This is a genomic window from Pseudomonas sp. Z18(2022), from assembly GCF_036346535.1.
Lineage (GTDB): Bacteria > Pseudomonadota > Gammaproteobacteria > Pseudomonadales > Pseudomonadaceae > Aquipseudomonas > Aquipseudomonas yamanorum_A.
This window is the reverse complement of sequence record NZ_JAOTOA010000018.1, coordinates 50,820-66,540: the sequence shown is the minus strand read 5'-3', so window position 1 is coordinate 66,540 and position 15,721 is coordinate 50,820. Positions and strand designations below refer to the sequence as shown.

Here is a 15,721-nt window from a genome sequence, read left to right as displayed (position 1 = left end):
AATTGAGTGGCGACGTGCTTTTGTCCCTGTTTTTCGCCTCAGCGACAGGGTTTGCGCGTGCTGGTAGTTGTAACAAGTTGCGACTAACGCTCAACCACGCCCCGTGGACTCATGGGGCGTCGCCGGTCATTCCCGTGCTCAAGGACATGAGTTCACTGACACGGGAAACCAGGGTTTTGACCGCAAACGGCTTAGTCAGCACCTGCATCCCGGCTTCTAACTGGCCGTTGCCGATGACGGCGTTTTCCGCATAACCCGTAATGAACAGCGTCTTCAGGTTTGGCCGGACTTCCCTGCCCGCATCCGCCATTTGCCGGCCATTCATTCCGCCTGGTAAGCCCACGTCGGTGATGAGCAAGTCGATGTGTGTGTTGGAGCGCAATATCTCCAGCCCGGCGATACTGTCGGCCGCCTCTATCAGCGTATAGCCCAGTTCACCCAGCACTTCCGTCAGGAGCAGCCGAACGGTGGGTTCATCGTCCACCACCAGGATCGTCCCCCCGGCTTTGCTGACCGTGGCTAGGCTTTTTTCTTTATCGTCGCGGTTTTGCCCGGCTTCCCCGAAGTAGCGTGGCAAGTAGATGCACATCGTCGTGCCTTGACCCACTTGCGAATAGGCTCTGACCTGACCGCCGGATTGTTTGGCGAATCCATAGATCATCGAAAGCCCGAGGCCTGTGCCCTGGCCTAGGGGTTTGGTGGTGAAGAACGGGTCGAATGCCTTTGCGATGACGTCGGGTGTCATGCCCATGCCGGTGTCGGTGACACACAGAGAAAGGTATTCGCCTTCGGGCATGTCGTGGGCGCTTGCAGCCTCAGGGGCCATCAACCGATTGGCCGTCTCGATGGTGATGCGCCCGCCATCGGGCATGGCGTCGCGTGCATTGATGCAGAGATTCAGCAGCGAGTTCTCCAGTTGGCTTGCGTCCACAAGCGCGGGCCAAAGCCCCGTGGCTTCGACGGTTTCCACCACAATGCCGGGGCCCACCGTGCGCTGAATCAGCTCAGTCATCCCTTCCATCAGCGCATTCACATCGGTGGGCCGTGGGTCGAGTGTCTGTCGCCGGGAGAAGGCCAGAAGGCGATGCGTGAGGGCCGCCGCTCGCTTGGCGGCGCCCTGTGCAGTCGTCATGTACTTGTCGACCTCCATCAAGCGGCCTTGGGCTATCCGGGTGCCCATCAGCTCCAATGCCCCTGAAATCCCGGCCAGCAGGTTGTTGAAGTCATGCGCGATGCCACCGGTCAGTTGTCCAACCGCTTCCATTTTTTGAGACTGGCGCAATTTCTCTTCGGTTTGCATCAGTTCGGCCGTTCTTGCCAACACCCGCTGCTCCAGCGTTTCGTTGAGCGTCCTCAACGCCGCCGTCGCCCGATCTCGCTCGGCCTCCATCGCGCGACGTTCTTCTACGTCGATAAGCACGCCGGGGAAGCGCAGCGGGCTGCCATCCTCGGCGCATTCAATTCGCCCGTTCGCTTCAATCCAGTAGTACTTCCCGTCAGCGCGACGCACGCGATATTGGTGGGAATAAGCGCCTCCTCGCGTAATGGCCTCATTCAAGGCCCCCGAAAGTCCCTCTCTGTCGTCAGGGTGCACGTTTCTAACGATCTGATTGAGGCTGAGGCCTTCAAGGCCCAGCGTTGGGTCCAGGTCAAAAACCCTGGCGAAGGCTTCGTCCACGGTGAAGCAGTCGGTGGGCAGGTCCCAGTGCCACGTGCCTAAAATGGCACCCGCTGCGAGGGCGAGCTGGACGCGCTCAATGTTTTCGCGCGCAACCGCCTCGCTTGCCAGAAGGCGTTCCTGGGCATTTCGCCGTTCAGTGACGTCGCTGAAGAAGATTGCGATCTGCCGGTCGGCTGGGTCGCCGACACGGACCGCGCGAACATCGAACCATCGTTCGAACGTATTGGCGTAGCTTTCGAAATTGGCCGGCTCTCCGGTCTTGGCGACGTGCCCGTATTTCTCGAACCAAAAGCTCTCCAGATTGGGCGCAAACTCGGTGACCCATTTGCCACGCAGGTTAACGCCGGCCTGACGCTCGAAAGCCGGGTTGGCTTCGACGAAGCAGTAGTCCACCGGCCGGTCGTCGGCATCGAATTTGACTTTGACGATGGCGAACGCCGCCTCGATCGTTTCCAGGATCGTGCTGAAGCGCTCTTCACTGCGGCGCAAGGCCGTTTCGGCGCTGCGGGAACGGGTCATGTCCAGCATCGCACCGATCATTCTCTCGGCCTGGCCGTCGGTGTTACGGATCACGTGTCCTCGGTCAAGCACCTCGGCGTAGGAACCGTCCTGGCAGCAAAAGCGATATTCGGCGCTCCACGTGGCGCCATGCCCCTCAAGCGCGGTGCGGATCGAGCTCTCTACACGCTCCCGGTCCTGAGGGTGAATTTGGCTGAAGCGCCACTCAGCCGTGGTATCGACGGTCTCCAGCGGGAATCCGTAGGCCTGTTGCAGTGCTTCGTTCCAGATGATCTGGTGGGTATTCAGGTCCCAGTCCCAGACCGCATCGCTGGTGGCCTTGACGGCCAATCGATAGCGTTCCTGTGCATCGACAATCGCGCGGCCGGCCAGGTGCTCGTTGGTGCGATCACGCAGGATTTTCACGAAACCAAGGTGGGCCCTGGCGTCATCATAAAGTGGCAGCAACTCGCCTGAAGCCCAGAACCGCCGGCCATCCTTGCGAAGGTGCCAGCGCTCATCCGAGGCGCGGCCCTCCAGGAGCGCATTTTGCATTTCCCGCTCAACCTGCCCGCTTTCGCGATCAGCGGGGGTGAAGAACAGCGCAACGCTCTGACCGCGCACCTCTTCGGCGGTCCAGCCCATGACATGAGTGGCTCCCGAATTCCAATCGGTGATGTACCCGAGCGGGTCGATCACGACCATCGCGAAATCGACCGCACTGTCGAAGATCGCCCTCTGGCGTGCCTCGCTTCCGGCAAGTGCCGCTCGACTGGCTTTCAGTTGAGCCGCCATGTCCTGAGTGTCAGGGGCCTCGATCCCGGCGTTACTGAGAGCCAATCGTAAGCGCTTGATCTCTGACTCAAGCTCCTCGCGGGTCATACTTTTCAAGATTTTCACCGCTCGTTCATTATTGGCTTTTGGGGGGGCAAGCCTGAATCAGTAGGCGTCACGGAATACAGCCAGGTTTGAAATATAGACTCACAAGGCCATTGGCAGCTTGAAACCCCGGCGATGCCCATTGCCCATGATCAATCGTCCTGGTGACGTCGCTCAGCGTTGTGACAAGAACTCAGCGCTGCAAGTTTCTTGCGAAGCTTGCAAAAGCGCGACTCCGCCTGGCGCCTGCCCCCCTCCCTCGCACGCAGGTTCGCCGGGAGAAATTGCCCGAATGCATCCCCTTGAGCTATTCGGGGCATAGAAAAAAACAACATCATAATGATGGCACTGTCTGATACCTTATCGAACGAATACAACCACTGCGAGGATTGTCATGGGCGAAGGCGCTCCTATTCCGCCGAATGAAATTGAACGGCTAAAAGAGGTCGCAAGATTTTGTCCAACCGACAGCGATGAAGATGATGTGTTTGATAAAATCGTCGAGATGGCGGCTGCCTACTACAACGTCCCCATCGCACTGATTTCAATCGTCGAAAAACACCGGCAATGGTTCAAGGCACGGGTGGGTCTTAAAGAAACGCAGACTCCGCGAGAAGTGTCTTTTTGCGCCTACTCTACGCTGGACAACTCCCTGTTGGAGGTGTCGGACGCAACGCGGGATGCCCGCTTCAAAGACAATCCCCTGGTAACAGGCCCGCCGCATATTCGTTATTACGCGGGCGCCCCCTTGATCACCGAGGATGGTTTTACCCTGGGAAGTCTCTGCATCATCGATACCGTCTCCCGCCCGCCCATGAGCGAGCGTGACAGTGCAATGCTCAACGGCTTCGCTGAGCTGGTGATGATGCGCATACAGGGCATGCGCTCGCGCAATTTTGTGGACCAACCCACGGGGCTGTTTAACCGGCTCAGGCTTGAGGAGGATATCCGTCAAGCGGTCAAGCTTAACAACCGGTGCCAGGTGTATGCCGTTGACATTATCTCGCCAAAGTTCCTCAACGATATTGTAAAGGCCCTGGGTTATAGCTTTGCGGGAGACTTGGTGCTGGCGATCAAATCACGCTTGCAAAAACTCTTACCCGCGCGGTGCCTGCTTTACAAAATAAGCCCGACCCGGTTTGGCTTCCTCCTTGAGGAGGATCAAACCACCGGACACATCTGCGAAAGTATTCTCACCGACTTCAAAATGCCGGTTGAATGCCACGGCATCCCCATACTCATGCAAGTGGGGATTGGTGTGCTGCCTATTCATGGTGCAGGGCAGCAAGACTGGCTGCGCCTGCTGGTGAGCGCGGCAGATGAGGCGCGTGACCGCAAGCTGGGATGGTCGCTCTACGAACCCCAGTTTGACGCTGCTCAACAACGCGCTTTCATGTTGTTGAGTTCGTTGCCGGAGGCGGTCAGCTCCGACCAACAGTTCAGCCTGGTGTATCAGCCCAAGATCAAACTGCCTTCGGGAACCTGTCATTCGGTCGAGGCATTGCTGCGGTGGACCCATCCGTTGCTTGGTCCCATCAGCCCTGCCGAATTCATACCCTTGGCTGAAAAAACCGCCCTGATACCCTCCGTTGGGTTATGGGTGCTCAACGCAATCATCCGGCAAGCGATTGTCTGGAAGGCGCAAGGCCTGCGCCTGCGGATCGCGATGAATATCACCGTCAGCGATCTGGAAAGCGCCGAGTTCGTAGACGCCATGATTCATGAAATTCAAACCTGCGGCCTGGACCCGGCCGGCTTTGAGCTTGAGTTCACCGAAAGCATGCTGATGACCAACCCTGAAGAAGTCATCCGGCAGCTGGAGCGTGTGCGCAGGTTTGGCGTAGAGGTTGCCGTGGATGATTTCGGTACTGGCTACAGTAACTGGGCGTATTTGAAGGAACTTCCGGCCACCACCGTCAAGCTTGATCAGTCACTGATCAGCGGGCTGGGCAGCAATCAAAATGATAAACAATTGGTCAAAACCCTGATCGGCCTGGCGAAGGGGCTCGGCTACCGCATCGTTGCCGAAGGCGTGGAAAATCAGGAAATCCTGGACCTTTTAATACAGTGGGGATGTTCCGAAGCACAGGGCTACCTGATAGCAAGGCCCATGAGCGCAACGGACCTGGAAACCTGGATCAATCAAGTCAGCGACCGCGAATCGGCACAGTAGCCACCCTCAGACGCTAAGGTTTGTTCGGCGTTGCGGGCGCTTGCAGAAAGCCCCGCGCCAACTGCTGGTATAACTCCGGCCCCATCCTCGCGCTGACCGCTTTGGCAATCAGGGCGACGGCCATCAGACTGATCACCATCCCATGGCTGTCGATCATCTCCATGACGATGATGGCGGACGTGATCGGCGACTGTGTGACCGCCGCCAGGAAACCCACCATGCACAGCGCAATCATCGGTTGGGCCGCCACGTGGAAAAAGTCGGCGGCATTGGCCCCCACGGCCGCGCCTACTGCCAGGGACGGAGCAAAAATACCGCCGGGGATACCGGAAAAATAGGTCACGACAGTGGCAAGAAAACGCGTGATGGGCGCATGCCATGGCAGGCCGATGTCGGACACGATGATCTGTGAAGTGATGCCGTAGCCGCTGCCAAATGACATACCGCCGCTGAGCCAGCCGAGCACAGCCACAATCAGCCCGCAGCCACCGGCGAACCACACCGGGTGCAAGCGGCGCCACTCCCAGAGCACGAACCGATGATGCCGTTGTGGCCACAGCAGCATCCGGCTGAATAATCCTCCGAGGAGGCCACAACCGATTCCGGATGCCAGCGCCGGAACGATGATCTCCAGGCTGAGATCTTGCACGTCCAGGTGGCCGAAATAGTTGTAGTTGCCCTGTAAAGCGATCGCGACCATCCCCGACAGGATGATCGTGCTGAGCAGCACGCCACTGGTCCGGGTTTCCAGCTTTCGCCCCAGCTCCTCTACCGCAAAGGCCACACCGGCCAACGGCGTGTTGAATGCAGCAGCAATGCCCGCGGCGCCTCCGGCCAGGATCAGGTCTTCGGGGCGGATAATCCGCGCATTGGGCAGGTAACGGTGAAAGAAATGCATGATCGACGCAGCCACCTGAACCGAGGGGCCTTCGCGCCCCGCCGAAAAGCCCCCCGTCAACGCCAGTGTTCCAAGACCGATCTTGGCAAACGCAATACGCAAAGACACCAGCTGGCTGACAGGTTTGCCCTGGTGGGCCAGCCGCGTGGCAGCGATCACCTGGGGAATACCACTGCCCTGGGCCCCGGCAAAAAACCGGGTCGTCAGCCACACCACCAGCATGCCGACCAGCGGTGTGTAGATAAATGGCAGCCAAGGGCGCCCTGTCGTCTGCTGAGCAAACTGCATCAGTGCCAGGTCGGCCAAGCGGGCAAACATCACCACCAGCAGGCCCGCACAGGTAGCCGCCGCCCAGAGCGTCACGCGGGTGCGCCAGCGGATAGAGGTAAAGCGACGGCGTAGCAACAATAACGGTTTGATCACCCGAGCAGATTCCCGTTGAGGTTCGATGGCATGCAGCGTCAAAAACCCCGGATGCCCTTGCTTCAGACGCGCCGATATCCAGGCGCAACCACTCTAGTGTTTACGCAGCAATGGTGTCACGAGTTTATCCCGCAACGGCCGATCGATTTTGTGAGCTATGACGCGGCGGGATAGCTGCCAAGCCAGGCAGAAAAAAGGCCCACATCGTGGGCCTTCGCAAGAAACGCGTGAATGTCAGGCCAGTTCGAAACGGTCCAGATTCATCACTTTGTTCCAGGCCGACACGAAGTCCTCGACGAATTTGTCCTCGGCGTCGGCACTGCCATAAACCTCCGACAGCGCCCGCAGCTGGGCATGGGAACCAAACACCAGGTCGACACGTGTACCCGTCCACTTGACTGCACCGGTCTTGCGGTCGTGGGCCTCAAAGGTATCGTGGGAGCCTGGGGCTGGCTTCCATTCAACCCCCATGTCCAGCAGGTTCCTGAAGAAGTCATTGCTCAGGGTCCCCGGGCGATCCGTGAAGACGCCGTGCCTGCTCTGCCCGACATTGATATTCAAGGCCCGCAGACCGCCCAACAGCACAGTCATTTCGGGTGCGGTCAATGTCAGCAGTTGCGCCTTGTCGACCAGCAGCGCTTCAGCCGACACCTTGTAGTGCCCCTTCTGGTAGTTCCGAAAGCCATCGGCGACCGGCTCAAGGAAGCCGAACGACTCGACATCCGTCTGTTCCTGAGAAGCATCGGTACGCCCGGCCGTGAAAGGCACCGAGATCTGACGGCCCGCATTTTTTGCCGCCAGCTCAACACCCACACTGCCCGCCAGCACGATCAAATCGGCCAGCGAAATCTTTTTGCCCCCCGCCTGTGCGGAGTTGAAGTCGCTCTGAACAGCTTCCAGACGCTTCAACACGCCCGACAGTTGCTCAGGCTGGTTGACCGCCCAATCCTTCTGCGGCGCCAGGCGCAGGCGTCCGCCATTGGCGCCCCCGCGTTTATCGGAGCCACGGAAGGTGGAAGCTGCCGCCCATGCCGTCGAAACCAGCTGCGAAACCGTAAGCCCCGATGCGAGCAGCTTTTGCTTGAGCGCAGCGACGTCCTGTTCGTCCACCAGCGGATGATCGACGTTGGGAATCGGGTCCTGCCACAGCAACTCTTCCGTCGGGGTTTGCGGGCCGAGATAACGAGCAAGCGGGCCCATGTCACGGTGGGTCAGCTTGAACCAGGCGCGAGCAAACGCGTCGGCCAGTTGGTCAGGGTTGGCCAGGAAACGTCGGGAAATCTGTTCGTACGCCGGGTCGAAACGCAGCGCCAGGTCCGATGTGAGCATGCTCGGCGCATGCCGCTTGCCGGCGTCATGGGCATCCGGAATCTTGCCGGCGCCCGCCCCGTTCTTCGGTGTCCACTGATGTGCACCCGCCGGGCTTCTGGTCAGCTCCCATTCAAAGCCAAAGAGGTTTTCGAGGTACTCATTGCTCCATTTCGTCGGTGTAGACGTCCAGGTGACTTCCAGCCCGCTGGTGATGGTGTCACCGCCCTTGCCGCTGCCGAATGTGTTTTTCCAGCCAAGCCCCTGCTCTTCCAGGCCTGCCGCCTCCGGTTCCGGGCCGACGTTATCAGCCGGGCCTGCGCCGTGGGTCTTGCCAAAGGCGTGACCGCCGGCAATCAGCGCAACGGTCTCTTCATCATTCATCGCCATGCGACCGAAGGTCTCACGAATATCTTTCGCCGAGGCAACCGGGTCCGGAACACCTTCCGGCCCTTCCGGGTTCACGTAGATCAGGCCCATCTGTACCGCCGCGAGGGGGTTTTCCAGATTGCGCTCACCGCTCCCGGTGCGGCTTTCTTCGCTGCCATGAATCTGCGGCTCGGCCACCAACGTACCGTCGCCCGGCTGCTGCATTTTCTTTTGCGCGCCATAACGCTCCTCTCCCCCCAGCCAGGTGGTCTCGGAGCCCCAGTACACGTCTTCGTCCGGCTCCCACACATCCGTGCGACCGCCAGAGAACCCGAAAGTCTTGAAGCCCATGGACTCCAGCGCAACGTTACCGGTGAGTACGATCAGATCGGCCCAGGAAATCTGGCGGCCGTACTTTTGCTTGACCGGCCAGATCAGGCGACGCGCTTTATCCAGGCTGACGTTGTCAGGCCAGCTGTTGAGCGGTGCAAAGCGCTGCTGTCCCGCACCGGCACCGCCACGACCATCAGCCGTACGATAGGTCCCGGCGCTGTGCCAGGCCATGCGAATGAACAGCGGGCCGTAATGGCCAAAGTCCGCCGGCCACCAGTCCTGGGAGTGCGTCATGACATCGCGCAAATCCCGCTTGACGGCTTCGAAGTCAAGGCTCTTGAACACCTTGGCGTAGTCGAACCCCTCCCCCATGGGGTCGCTGAGGGAGGAATGCTGGTGCAGGATCTTGAGATTCAGTTGCTGTGGCCACCAGTCCCGATTCGTGGTGCCGCCACCCGCAGCGTGATTGAACGGGCATTTCGATTCAGTTGACATGCTTGATCTACCTTTCCGTCATGTTCATCCGTACCATCGCGCCCATTGCAGCACTTCAGACATTGATGGCTGAGTTTCAAGATTAGCCTTGATCGCAGAAAACTCTAATAGCCAGAACGTTATCGCTCGATAGGCAACGTTAACTGAATGCCCAAAAAAAGAGGCAGGTGCTCAAGGTGTCGAGTGACCTCCTCATCTGGCAGGCAATTTTATCGGATGCGACACCGTCGCTGACTTAGTCGTACCGTTGAAAAATCTTCGAGATGATTTTCCATTGACCCTCTATTTTGAGCAGCGAAAGAAAGTCATGGAAGCTCGCGCCCAAAACGTCATTCTCCATGTCCACGCGCACGACTGCCGCTGTGGGTGCGATAGCCAGGATATCCAGACGACTGCGAGCGTCGGGTGAGGCACCCAGTGCGTTGAAGAAGCCCGCAAATGCCGGAATAGCTGGACCTTGCAGCAGCTCGTCGCCGCTATAGCCCCACATGATCGCATCTGCGTGGAAGGCCTTCTCAATTCCGGCGATATCCCCAGAGCGATAGCCGTCGATATAAGCCTGTGCTGCCTGAATCACATCATCGTACTCAGTGGTGTCCACTGGTTTTATATGTAAAGTCATGTTGAACCCTCGAAAGCTACTTAGCGAGCCGATCGAGCAAGTTGCTCAGGCGGTGGGCTTTACTGACCCAGGACGGATGCGTCAGGCATTCGTTCGGCTGCATGGATATTCACCGCACTATGTCCGCCGCATGGTCCGCCGAGAACAGTGCAACGAAGCCAAGATCAGGTGAAAGCCAGTTTTGATAATTGCGCTCGACGCGCCATATGCTCATTCGCGACTCTCACCGCTTCGTCAGTCCGCCCCCACAGCCCCGTTATCTGTGCGACGATCTCTGGCCGCGCGGTACGTGGATTCCCCGAGTTCATTGTCGGCTGCGGGTCGTACTCGAGCACGAGCTGCGTAAACTCAGCCGCGTCCCGACCTTTGAGTTCGGCGATGACCTGCAGCGCAAAGTCGATACCTGCCGTTACACCGCCGCCTGTGATTCGGTTCCTGTCGACGCATACCCGTTCGTAGCTCGGTTCGATACCCAGTGCGATAAGGGGTTCGTAGAAAGGCCAATAGGTCGCTGCACGGTAGCCCTCCAATAGTCCCGCCATAGCAAGAAGTACAGAGCCTGTGCATACAGCGGTGACATAGGTGGCAGTCTTGCCTGCGCGAGCAATAAAATCGAGCAGCTCCTGGTCCTTCATGATCTCAGGCGTTCCTCCGCCACCTGCGACAAACAGCACGTCCAGGTTATCTGGAACGTCATCAATCGTGATCGTGGGGTTCATGGTGACGCCCATATCCGTGGGAACGGGCTCCAGGGTCTTCCAGATTATGTGGGTTTTGGCATGAAGGCCGAATGCCGTCTGTGGGCCGGCCAAGTCCTGCAGAGTGAAACCAGGAAAAATCACCATGCCAATCTGCAGTTGGCGGCCTTCACTCTCATTGCTCATCTCATCAGACATTACCGTCTCCTCTCGTCGTACTTGACTAAAAGAGTATTCCTGCCGGACGCTGCACGTGAGTGGCTTAAATGACATCGAGCGATCGTTTTCTGCCAGTTATTTTGATTGTGAGAGCGGAGGTCGACGCCGTGCATAAAATTGCGGTTCTGGTATTGAATGACGTGGTGCCGTTGGACTTTGGTATCGCTTATCAGGTTTTCGCTTTGGCTTCTCAAGTTGATGGGAGCAAAGCTTACGAGGTGGAGGTGTGCGCACCCGAGCGGACAATTCGGGCCACTGGCTTTGATATGAATGTGCGGTACGGCCTCGACCGTCTTGAGCTGGCCTACACCATTGTCATTCCCGGGTGTGAAGACCCGTTTGGAGAGGTTCCAGAGGCGGTAAGAATTGCTCTTCGCCAGGCACACGCTCGTGGTGCAAGATTAGCGTCAATTTGCACAGGAGCTTTTATCCTTGCCGCGAGCGGTCTTCTAAGCGGAAAGCGCGTCACGACGCATTGGCGCTTCGCCGAGGACTTGGCCAGGCTTCACCCAGAGATAACAGTAGAACCTAATGTTCTATTCGTTGATGAAGGTAGCATCGTGACTTCGGCGGGTGCGTCAGCAGGATTGGATATGTGTTTGCATCTCGTGCGACGCGATTATGGTCAGTCTGTTGCGGCAAACACTGCCCGTCTAGCGGTCGCGCCACTGTACCGTGATGGTGGTCAGGCCCAGTTTATTCGTCAGGAGCTTCCAGGCTCTCCAACAAGCTTGGCGCCCTTGATCGAATGGATACGGGACAATTTGAACAGTTCGCACACGGTCGATAGTCTTGCGGCTCGCGCCAACATGAGCTCCCGCACCTTTGCTCGGCGATTTCAAGAACAGACCGGTACTACTCCTTTACAGTGGCTTCTCACCGCTCGTATTGATCGAGCGCGTGCATTGCTTGAGGAGAGCGAGACATCGATTGATCAAACAGCATTTCTTTCCGGATTCGGGTCTGCAGTGACCTTCCGGTCGCGGTTCCGAAAAGTCGTTGGCCTCACGCCAACTGAGTACCGTCGTCGTTTCAGCTCAGCCAACTAAATCACAGGCAAAAAAAAGCCACTCGCTAGAGTGGCTTTTTCTTTGTGTTTGGAGCGGGAAACGAGACTCGAACTCGCGACCCCGACCTTGGCAAGGTCGTGCTCTACCAACTGAGCTATTCCCGCGTCTTGGTGATGCGCATTCTATAGAATCCTCATCACCCGTCAACCCCTTGATTCAAAAAAGTTTTATTTCTTTTCAACCTCGGTGCGCAGATGCGGCCAGGCGGCGCGCAAATATTGCAGCATGGACCACAAGGTCAGGCCTGCGGCGATCAGCAGCAAGGCGTAGCCCAGCAATACCCAGAAGGAGAAGTCCGACGGGTTGGCCAGCAGGATCACCAGCGCCAGCATCTGCGCCGCGGTTTTCCATTTACCCATGTTGGACACGGCCACATGGGCTCGGGCGCCGATTTCGGCCATCCATTCCCGCAAGGCCGAGACGACGATCTCGCGCCCAATGATCACGGCCGCCGGCAAGGTCAGCCAGAGGTTGCCGTGTTCCTGCACCAGCAGCACCAGGGCCACCGCTACCATCAGTTTGTCGGCCACCGGGTCGAGGAACGCGCCAAACGGCGTGCTCTGCTCCAGGCGGCGGGCCAGGTAGCCGTCCAGCCAGTCGGTGGCGGCCGCAAAGGCAAACACCGAACTGGATGCCATGTAGCTCCATTCGTACGGCAGGTAAAACAGCAAAATGAAAATCGGGATGAGCAGGACGCGTAGTACGGTGATCAGATTAGGGATATTCATCGGCACAACTGGCTACGAGGTGAGAAGGCATTCTACTCGCTGTGCAGATTTGCATAAATCAACTCTGCGAGCTTTTTACTGATACCGGGAGCTTTGGCTATTTCTTCGATGCTGGCACGGGACAGCTCCTGCAAGCCACCAAAATGTTTTAACAAGTCGCGCCGCCGTGTCGGCCCGACCCCCGCCACCCCTTCCAGGGTTGAGGTACGCCGGGTTTTGCCACGCCGGGCACGGTGGCCGGTAATGGCGAAACGGTGGGCTTCGTCGCGGATCTGCTGGATAAGGTGCAGCGCCGGGGAGTCGCCCTTCAAGGTGAACTCATGGGCCGCATCATTCAAGTACAAGGTTTCGAAACCGGCCTTGCGGGTGGCGCCCTTGGCCACGCCGAGCAGGATCAGGTCGGGCACCGCCAATTCGTTGAGCACATCGCGGGCCATGGACAGCTGCCCCTTGCCGCCGTCCACCAGCAGGATGTCCGGCAGCTTGCCCTCGCCGTCCTTCAGCTTGCTGAAGCGCCGGGTCAGGGCCTGGTGCATGGCGGCGTAGTCATCGCCCGGGGTGACGCCTTCGATGTTGTAGCGCCGGTAATCGGACTTGATCGGCCCCTCCGGCCCGAACACCACGCAGGAGGCCACGGTGGCCTCGCCGCTGGAGTGGCTGATGTCGTAACACTCGAGGCGCTGGGGCGGCTCGTCGAGCTTGAGCACTTCGGCCAGCGCGTCAAACCTTGCAGCAACGTGTTGCCGGTTGGCAAGGCGCGCGCCCAGGGCCTGTTCGGCATTGGTCACGGCCAGTTGCTGCCAGCGGGCACGGGTGCCGCGCACGCGGTGGCTGATGTCCAGCTCGCGGCCACGCAGTTCGTGAATCGCTTCGATCAGCGCCGGGAAGTCCTCGTGCACCACGTTGACGATCAGCTCGCTCGGCAGGTCGCGCTCGGGGCTGCTGACGTAGTACTGGCCGAGGAACGCCGCCATGACTTCGGCGACCTCCTCTTCTATACCGGTCTGGGGGAAGAAGTTCTTGCTGCCCAGCACCCGGCCGCCGCGCACGCTGATCAGGTGCACACAGGCGCCGCCCGGGTTGACGAAGGCAGCGATGACGTCGACGTCGCCGGTGCCGCCTTCCATGCTCTGCTGGTCCTGGACGCGGCGCAGCAGGGATATCTGGTCACGCAGCTCGGCAGCACGCTCGAAATCCAGGGTGCTGGCCGCTTGCTCCATGGCACCGGACAATTCATCGGCCAGGGCGTTACTGCGGCCTTCGAGGAACATCACCGAGTGACGCACGTCCTCGGCGTATTCCGCCGGCTCAACCAGGCCCACACACGGCGCCTTGCAGCGCTTGATCTGGTACTGCAGGCACGGGCGGTTGCGGTTCTTGTAGAAGCTGTCTTCGCACTGGCGCACGAAAAATGCCTTTTGCAGCAGGCTCAGGCTTTCGCGGATGGCGCCGGCGCTGGGGTAAGGCCCGAAATACTTGCCCTTCTGCTTCTTGGCCCCGCGATGGATGCTCAGGCGCGGGAAGTCGCCGTCCGAGAGAAACACGTACGGGTAGGACTTATCGTCACGCAGCAGGATGTTGTAGGGCGGCCGCCATTCCTTGATCAGCGTCTGCTCAAGCAGCAGCGCCTCGGTTTCATTGGCGGTGATGGTGGTTTCCACCTGGGCGATACGCGCCACCAGCGCCGCAGTCTTCGGCGCCAGGCCCGTCTTGCGGAAGTAACTCGCCAGGCGGCTCTTCAGGTTCTTGGCTTTACCGACGTAGAGCAGGCGCGCTTCGCTGTCGAACATGCGATACACGCCGGGGCGGCCACTGCAGGTTGCAAGAAACGCACTCGGATCGAACAGGAATTTTATTTCAGGGGCTGTCATTTCAGGCGCTGGCGTCAACCATGCCGTGGCGTACCGCCAGCAGGGTCAGTTCAACATCACTGCTGATGGAAAGCTTCTCGAAAATCCGATAACGGTAGGTGTTCACGGTTTTCGGCGACAGGCACAGCTTGTCGGAGATCGACTGGACTTTTTGACAGCCGACGATCATCAGGGCGATCTGGATTTCCCGCTCCGACAGCGCGTCGAACGGCGAGTCGCTGGTGGGCTGGAACGACTTGATCGCCAATTGCTGGGCAATCTGCGGGCTGATGTAGCGTTGGCCGGCAAACACCAGGCCAGCACCTTTTGTCAGATAGCCGGCAGCGCCCGCCTGTAGAAGCCGTGTAGGAAACGGATCTTCCTCACACACGGTGACTACGACGACTTTGATATCCGGATGGCTGCGCAACAACTTCGTAGTGGCGCCAAGACCGCCGATCCCGGGCATCTTGACGTCCATCAAAACCACGTCGGGCTTCAACTCCCGGGCCTTGATCAGAGATTCCTCCCCTGATTCGGCCTGGCCGACTACTTGCAGGCCATCGATGTCAGCCAGCATTCGTGTAATGCCTGTACGAACGAGATCATGGTCATCGACTACTAGCACCCTAATCAAGCAGACACCTCGCGATATGGTCTTATAGGTTGCTGAACACCTTAGCAAAAAACCAAGGCGCAGACCTAGCTGCAAGCGTCATATATATAGAGTTTCAATGCACGACAGACCGTCGCCGAGCGGCTGGCGGCTTAGTTTCCTGGGTAAAAGGTCAAGAATCCTGGGCCGACGACCTGTTTTTCCCGTTGCTCAAGGTTGAATGCTCGGCCAGCGTAGAGGTTAAACGATGGATTGCATCCTGGTCTTCCTTGAACATCGCCCGGTAGTTGCCCAGCACTTTCTCTTCGACCTGACTCAGGTTTTCAAGTTGAGTCGGCGTTGGTGTGCCGGTCAGCACGTACAGGATATCGACACCTCTTTCTGCTACGCGAGACAGGTAATCAGCCTTGGGCGCGCGGCCGCCATTTTCATATTTACCCTGTGCGTTTGCCTCTACTCCTCCTATTTCACCAAAATTTTTCTGCGACAGGCCGAGCCGCTCTCTTTCTTGCCTTAACCGGAAACCGATTCCACTCATTTGGATGTATGATCCTATTTGGCACACCTCAAGAGGTGACACACTCATCTCGTTTTACACAAACTTGAACGGTTTTGAACTATGCCCGGTATTCGCACTGCTGCACAAGCCAAGGCCTGGCTGGAACATCAAGGTAAGTCTGTTCAAGCGTTCGCCCGGGAACATGGCGTGGACCCGGCAACCACTTATCAAGTGCTCGCTGGGCGCAAAAAAGGACGGCGCGGAGAAGCCCACAAGGTGGCGGTCCTGTTGGGCATGAAGGACGGCATCATTCCAAATGATGATGAAGTCGTGAGGCAAGAGCAGGAAGTCACTCCGTGAAG

12 protein-coding genes and 1 tRNA gene are annotated in these 15,721 nt (G+C 58.5%); 3 read left to right on the top strand and 10 right to left on the bottom strand.

The window, feature by feature from the left end; translation table 11 throughout:
- Positions 1-109: 109 nt before the first annotated feature.
- Positions 110-3,061, bottom strand: coding sequence for a PAS domain-containing protein (locus V3W39_RS26340; protein ID WP_442968430.1), 2,952 nt, complete (start codon positions 3,059-3,061; stop codon positions 110-112).
- 391 nt (positions 3,062-3,452) lie between these two features.
- On the opposite strand from V3W39_RS26340, the gene V3W39_RS26335 reads away from it, so the two are divergent.
- Entirely contained in the window at positions 3,453-5,231 is a 1,779-nt protein-coding gene (locus V3W39_RS26335) for a sensor domain-containing phosphodiesterase (RefSeq protein WP_330213657.1), read from the top strand.
- Positions 5,232-5,244: 13 nt separating this feature from the next.
- On the opposite strand, the gene V3W39_RS26330 is transcribed toward V3W39_RS26335, so the two are convergent.
- The 4 genes from V3W39_RS26330 to V3W39_RS26315 form a co-directional block, all read right to left on the bottom strand.
- Positions 5,245-6,552, bottom strand: a complete 1,308-nt coding sequence (locus tag V3W39_RS26330; RefSeq protein WP_330213669.1) for a chloride channel protein — start codon at positions 6,550-6,552, stop codon at positions 5,245-5,247.
- Positions 6,553-6,786: 234 nt separating this feature from the next.
- On the bottom strand, positions 6,787-9,057 hold the full coding sequence (katG, locus tag V3W39_RS26325) for a catalase/peroxidase HPI (RefSeq protein ID WP_330213656.1): 2,271 nt from the start codon (positions 9,055-9,057) through the stop codon (positions 6,787-6,789).
- Between the two features lie 235 nt (positions 9,058-9,292).
- A complete protein-coding gene (locus tag V3W39_RS26320) occupies positions 9,293-9,679 on the bottom strand; it encodes a nuclear transport factor 2 family protein (RefSeq protein WP_177047476.1) in 387 nt (128 codons plus the stop codon).
- 164 nt (positions 9,680-9,843) lie between these two features.
- Complete coding sequence (locus V3W39_RS26315) at positions 9,844-10,575, bottom strand: DJ-1/PfpI family protein (protein ID WP_330213655.1); 732 nt, start codon at positions 10,573-10,575, stop codon at positions 9,844-9,846.
- Between the two features lie 68 nt (positions 10,576-10,643).
- Here V3W39_RS26315 and V3W39_RS26310 point away from each other — a divergent pair, with 68 nt between their 5' ends.
- The gene (locus V3W39_RS26310; protein ID WP_330213654.1) at positions 10,644-11,645 is read left to right on the top strand and encodes a GlxA family transcriptional regulator; all 1,002 of its coding nucleotides are present in this window, start codon (positions 10,644-10,646) and stop codon (positions 11,643-11,645) included.
- Between the two features lie 49 nt (positions 11,646-11,694).
- On the opposite strand, the gene V3W39_RS26305 is transcribed toward V3W39_RS26310, so the two are convergent.
- The 5 genes from V3W39_RS26305 to V3W39_RS26285 form a co-directional block, all read right to left on the bottom strand.
- Positions 11,695-11,770 (bottom strand) — tRNA-Gly (locus V3W39_RS26305).
- 63 nt (positions 11,771-11,833) lie between these two features.
- Complete coding sequence (gene pgsA, locus V3W39_RS26300) at positions 11,834-12,394, bottom strand: CDP-diacylglycerol--glycerol-3-phosphate 3-phosphatidyltransferase (RefSeq protein WP_003208929.1); 561 nt, start codon at positions 12,392-12,394, stop codon at positions 11,834-11,836.
- Between the two features lie 32 nt (positions 12,395-12,426).
- On the bottom strand, positions 12,427-14,265 hold the full coding sequence (gene uvrC / locus V3W39_RS26295; RefSeq protein ID WP_029616035.1) for an excinuclease ABC subunit UvrC: 1,839 nt from the start codon (positions 14,263-14,265) through the stop codon (positions 12,427-12,429).
- Between the two features lies 1 nt (position 14,266).
- Positions 14,267-14,881, bottom strand: a complete 615-nt coding sequence (gene gacA, locus V3W39_RS26290) for a response regulator transcription factor GacA (RefSeq protein ID WP_330213653.1) — start codon at positions 14,879-14,881, stop codon at positions 14,267-14,269.
- Positions 14,882-15,032: 151 nt separating this feature from the next.
- The gene (locus V3W39_RS26285) at positions 15,033-15,398 is read right to left on the bottom strand and encodes a helix-turn-helix domain-containing protein (RefSeq protein WP_177047481.1); all 366 of its coding nucleotides are present in this window, start codon (positions 15,396-15,398) and stop codon (positions 15,033-15,035) included.
- Positions 15,399-15,479: 81 nt separating this feature from the next.
- Between V3W39_RS26285 and V3W39_RS26280 the strand changes: the two genes are divergently transcribed.
- A complete protein-coding gene (locus V3W39_RS26280; protein WP_177047483.1) occupies positions 15,480-15,719 on the top strand; it encodes a DNA-binding protein in 240 nt (79 codons plus the stop codon).
- Positions 15,720-15,721 lie beyond the last annotated feature (2 nt).

Coding starts and splice junctions, on each gene's coding strand:
- V3W39_RS26340 (WP_442968430.1), bottom strand. CDS start 3,061: ATGACCCGCGAGGAGCTTGAGTCAGAGATCAAGCGCTTACGATTGGCT.
- V3W39_RS26335 (WP_330213657.1), top strand. CDS start 3,453: ATGGGCGAAGGCGCTCCTATTCCGCCGAATGAAATTGAACGGCTAAAA.
- katG (WP_330213656.1), bottom strand. CDS start 9,057: ATGTCAACTGAATCGAAATGCCCGTTCAATCACGCTGCGGGTGGCGGC.
- V3W39_RS26320 (WP_177047476.1), bottom strand. CDS start 9,679: ATGACTTTACATATAAAACCAGTGGACACCACTGAGTACGATGATGTG.
- V3W39_RS26315 (WP_330213655.1), bottom strand. CDS start 10,575: ATGTCTGATGAGATGAGCAATGAGAGTGAAGGCCGCCAACTGCAGATT.
- V3W39_RS26310 (WP_330213654.1), top strand. CDS start 10,644: ATGACATCGAGCGATCGTTTTCTGCCAGTTATTTTGATTGTGAGAGCG.
- pgsA (WP_003208929.1), bottom strand. CDS start 12,394: ATGAATATCCCTAATCTGATCACCGTACTACGCGTCCTGCTCATCCCG.
- uvrC (WP_029616035.1), bottom strand. CDS start 14,265: ATGACAGCCCCTGAAATAAAATTCCTGTTCGATCCGAGTGCGTTTCTT.
- V3W39_RS26285 (WP_177047481.1), bottom strand. CDS start 15,398: ATGAGTGGAATCGGTTTCCGGTTAAGGCAAGAAAGAGAGCGGCTCGGC.
- V3W39_RS26280 (WP_177047483.1), top strand. CDS start 15,480: ATGCCCGGTATTCGCACTGCTGCACAAGCCAAGGCCTGGCTGGAACAT.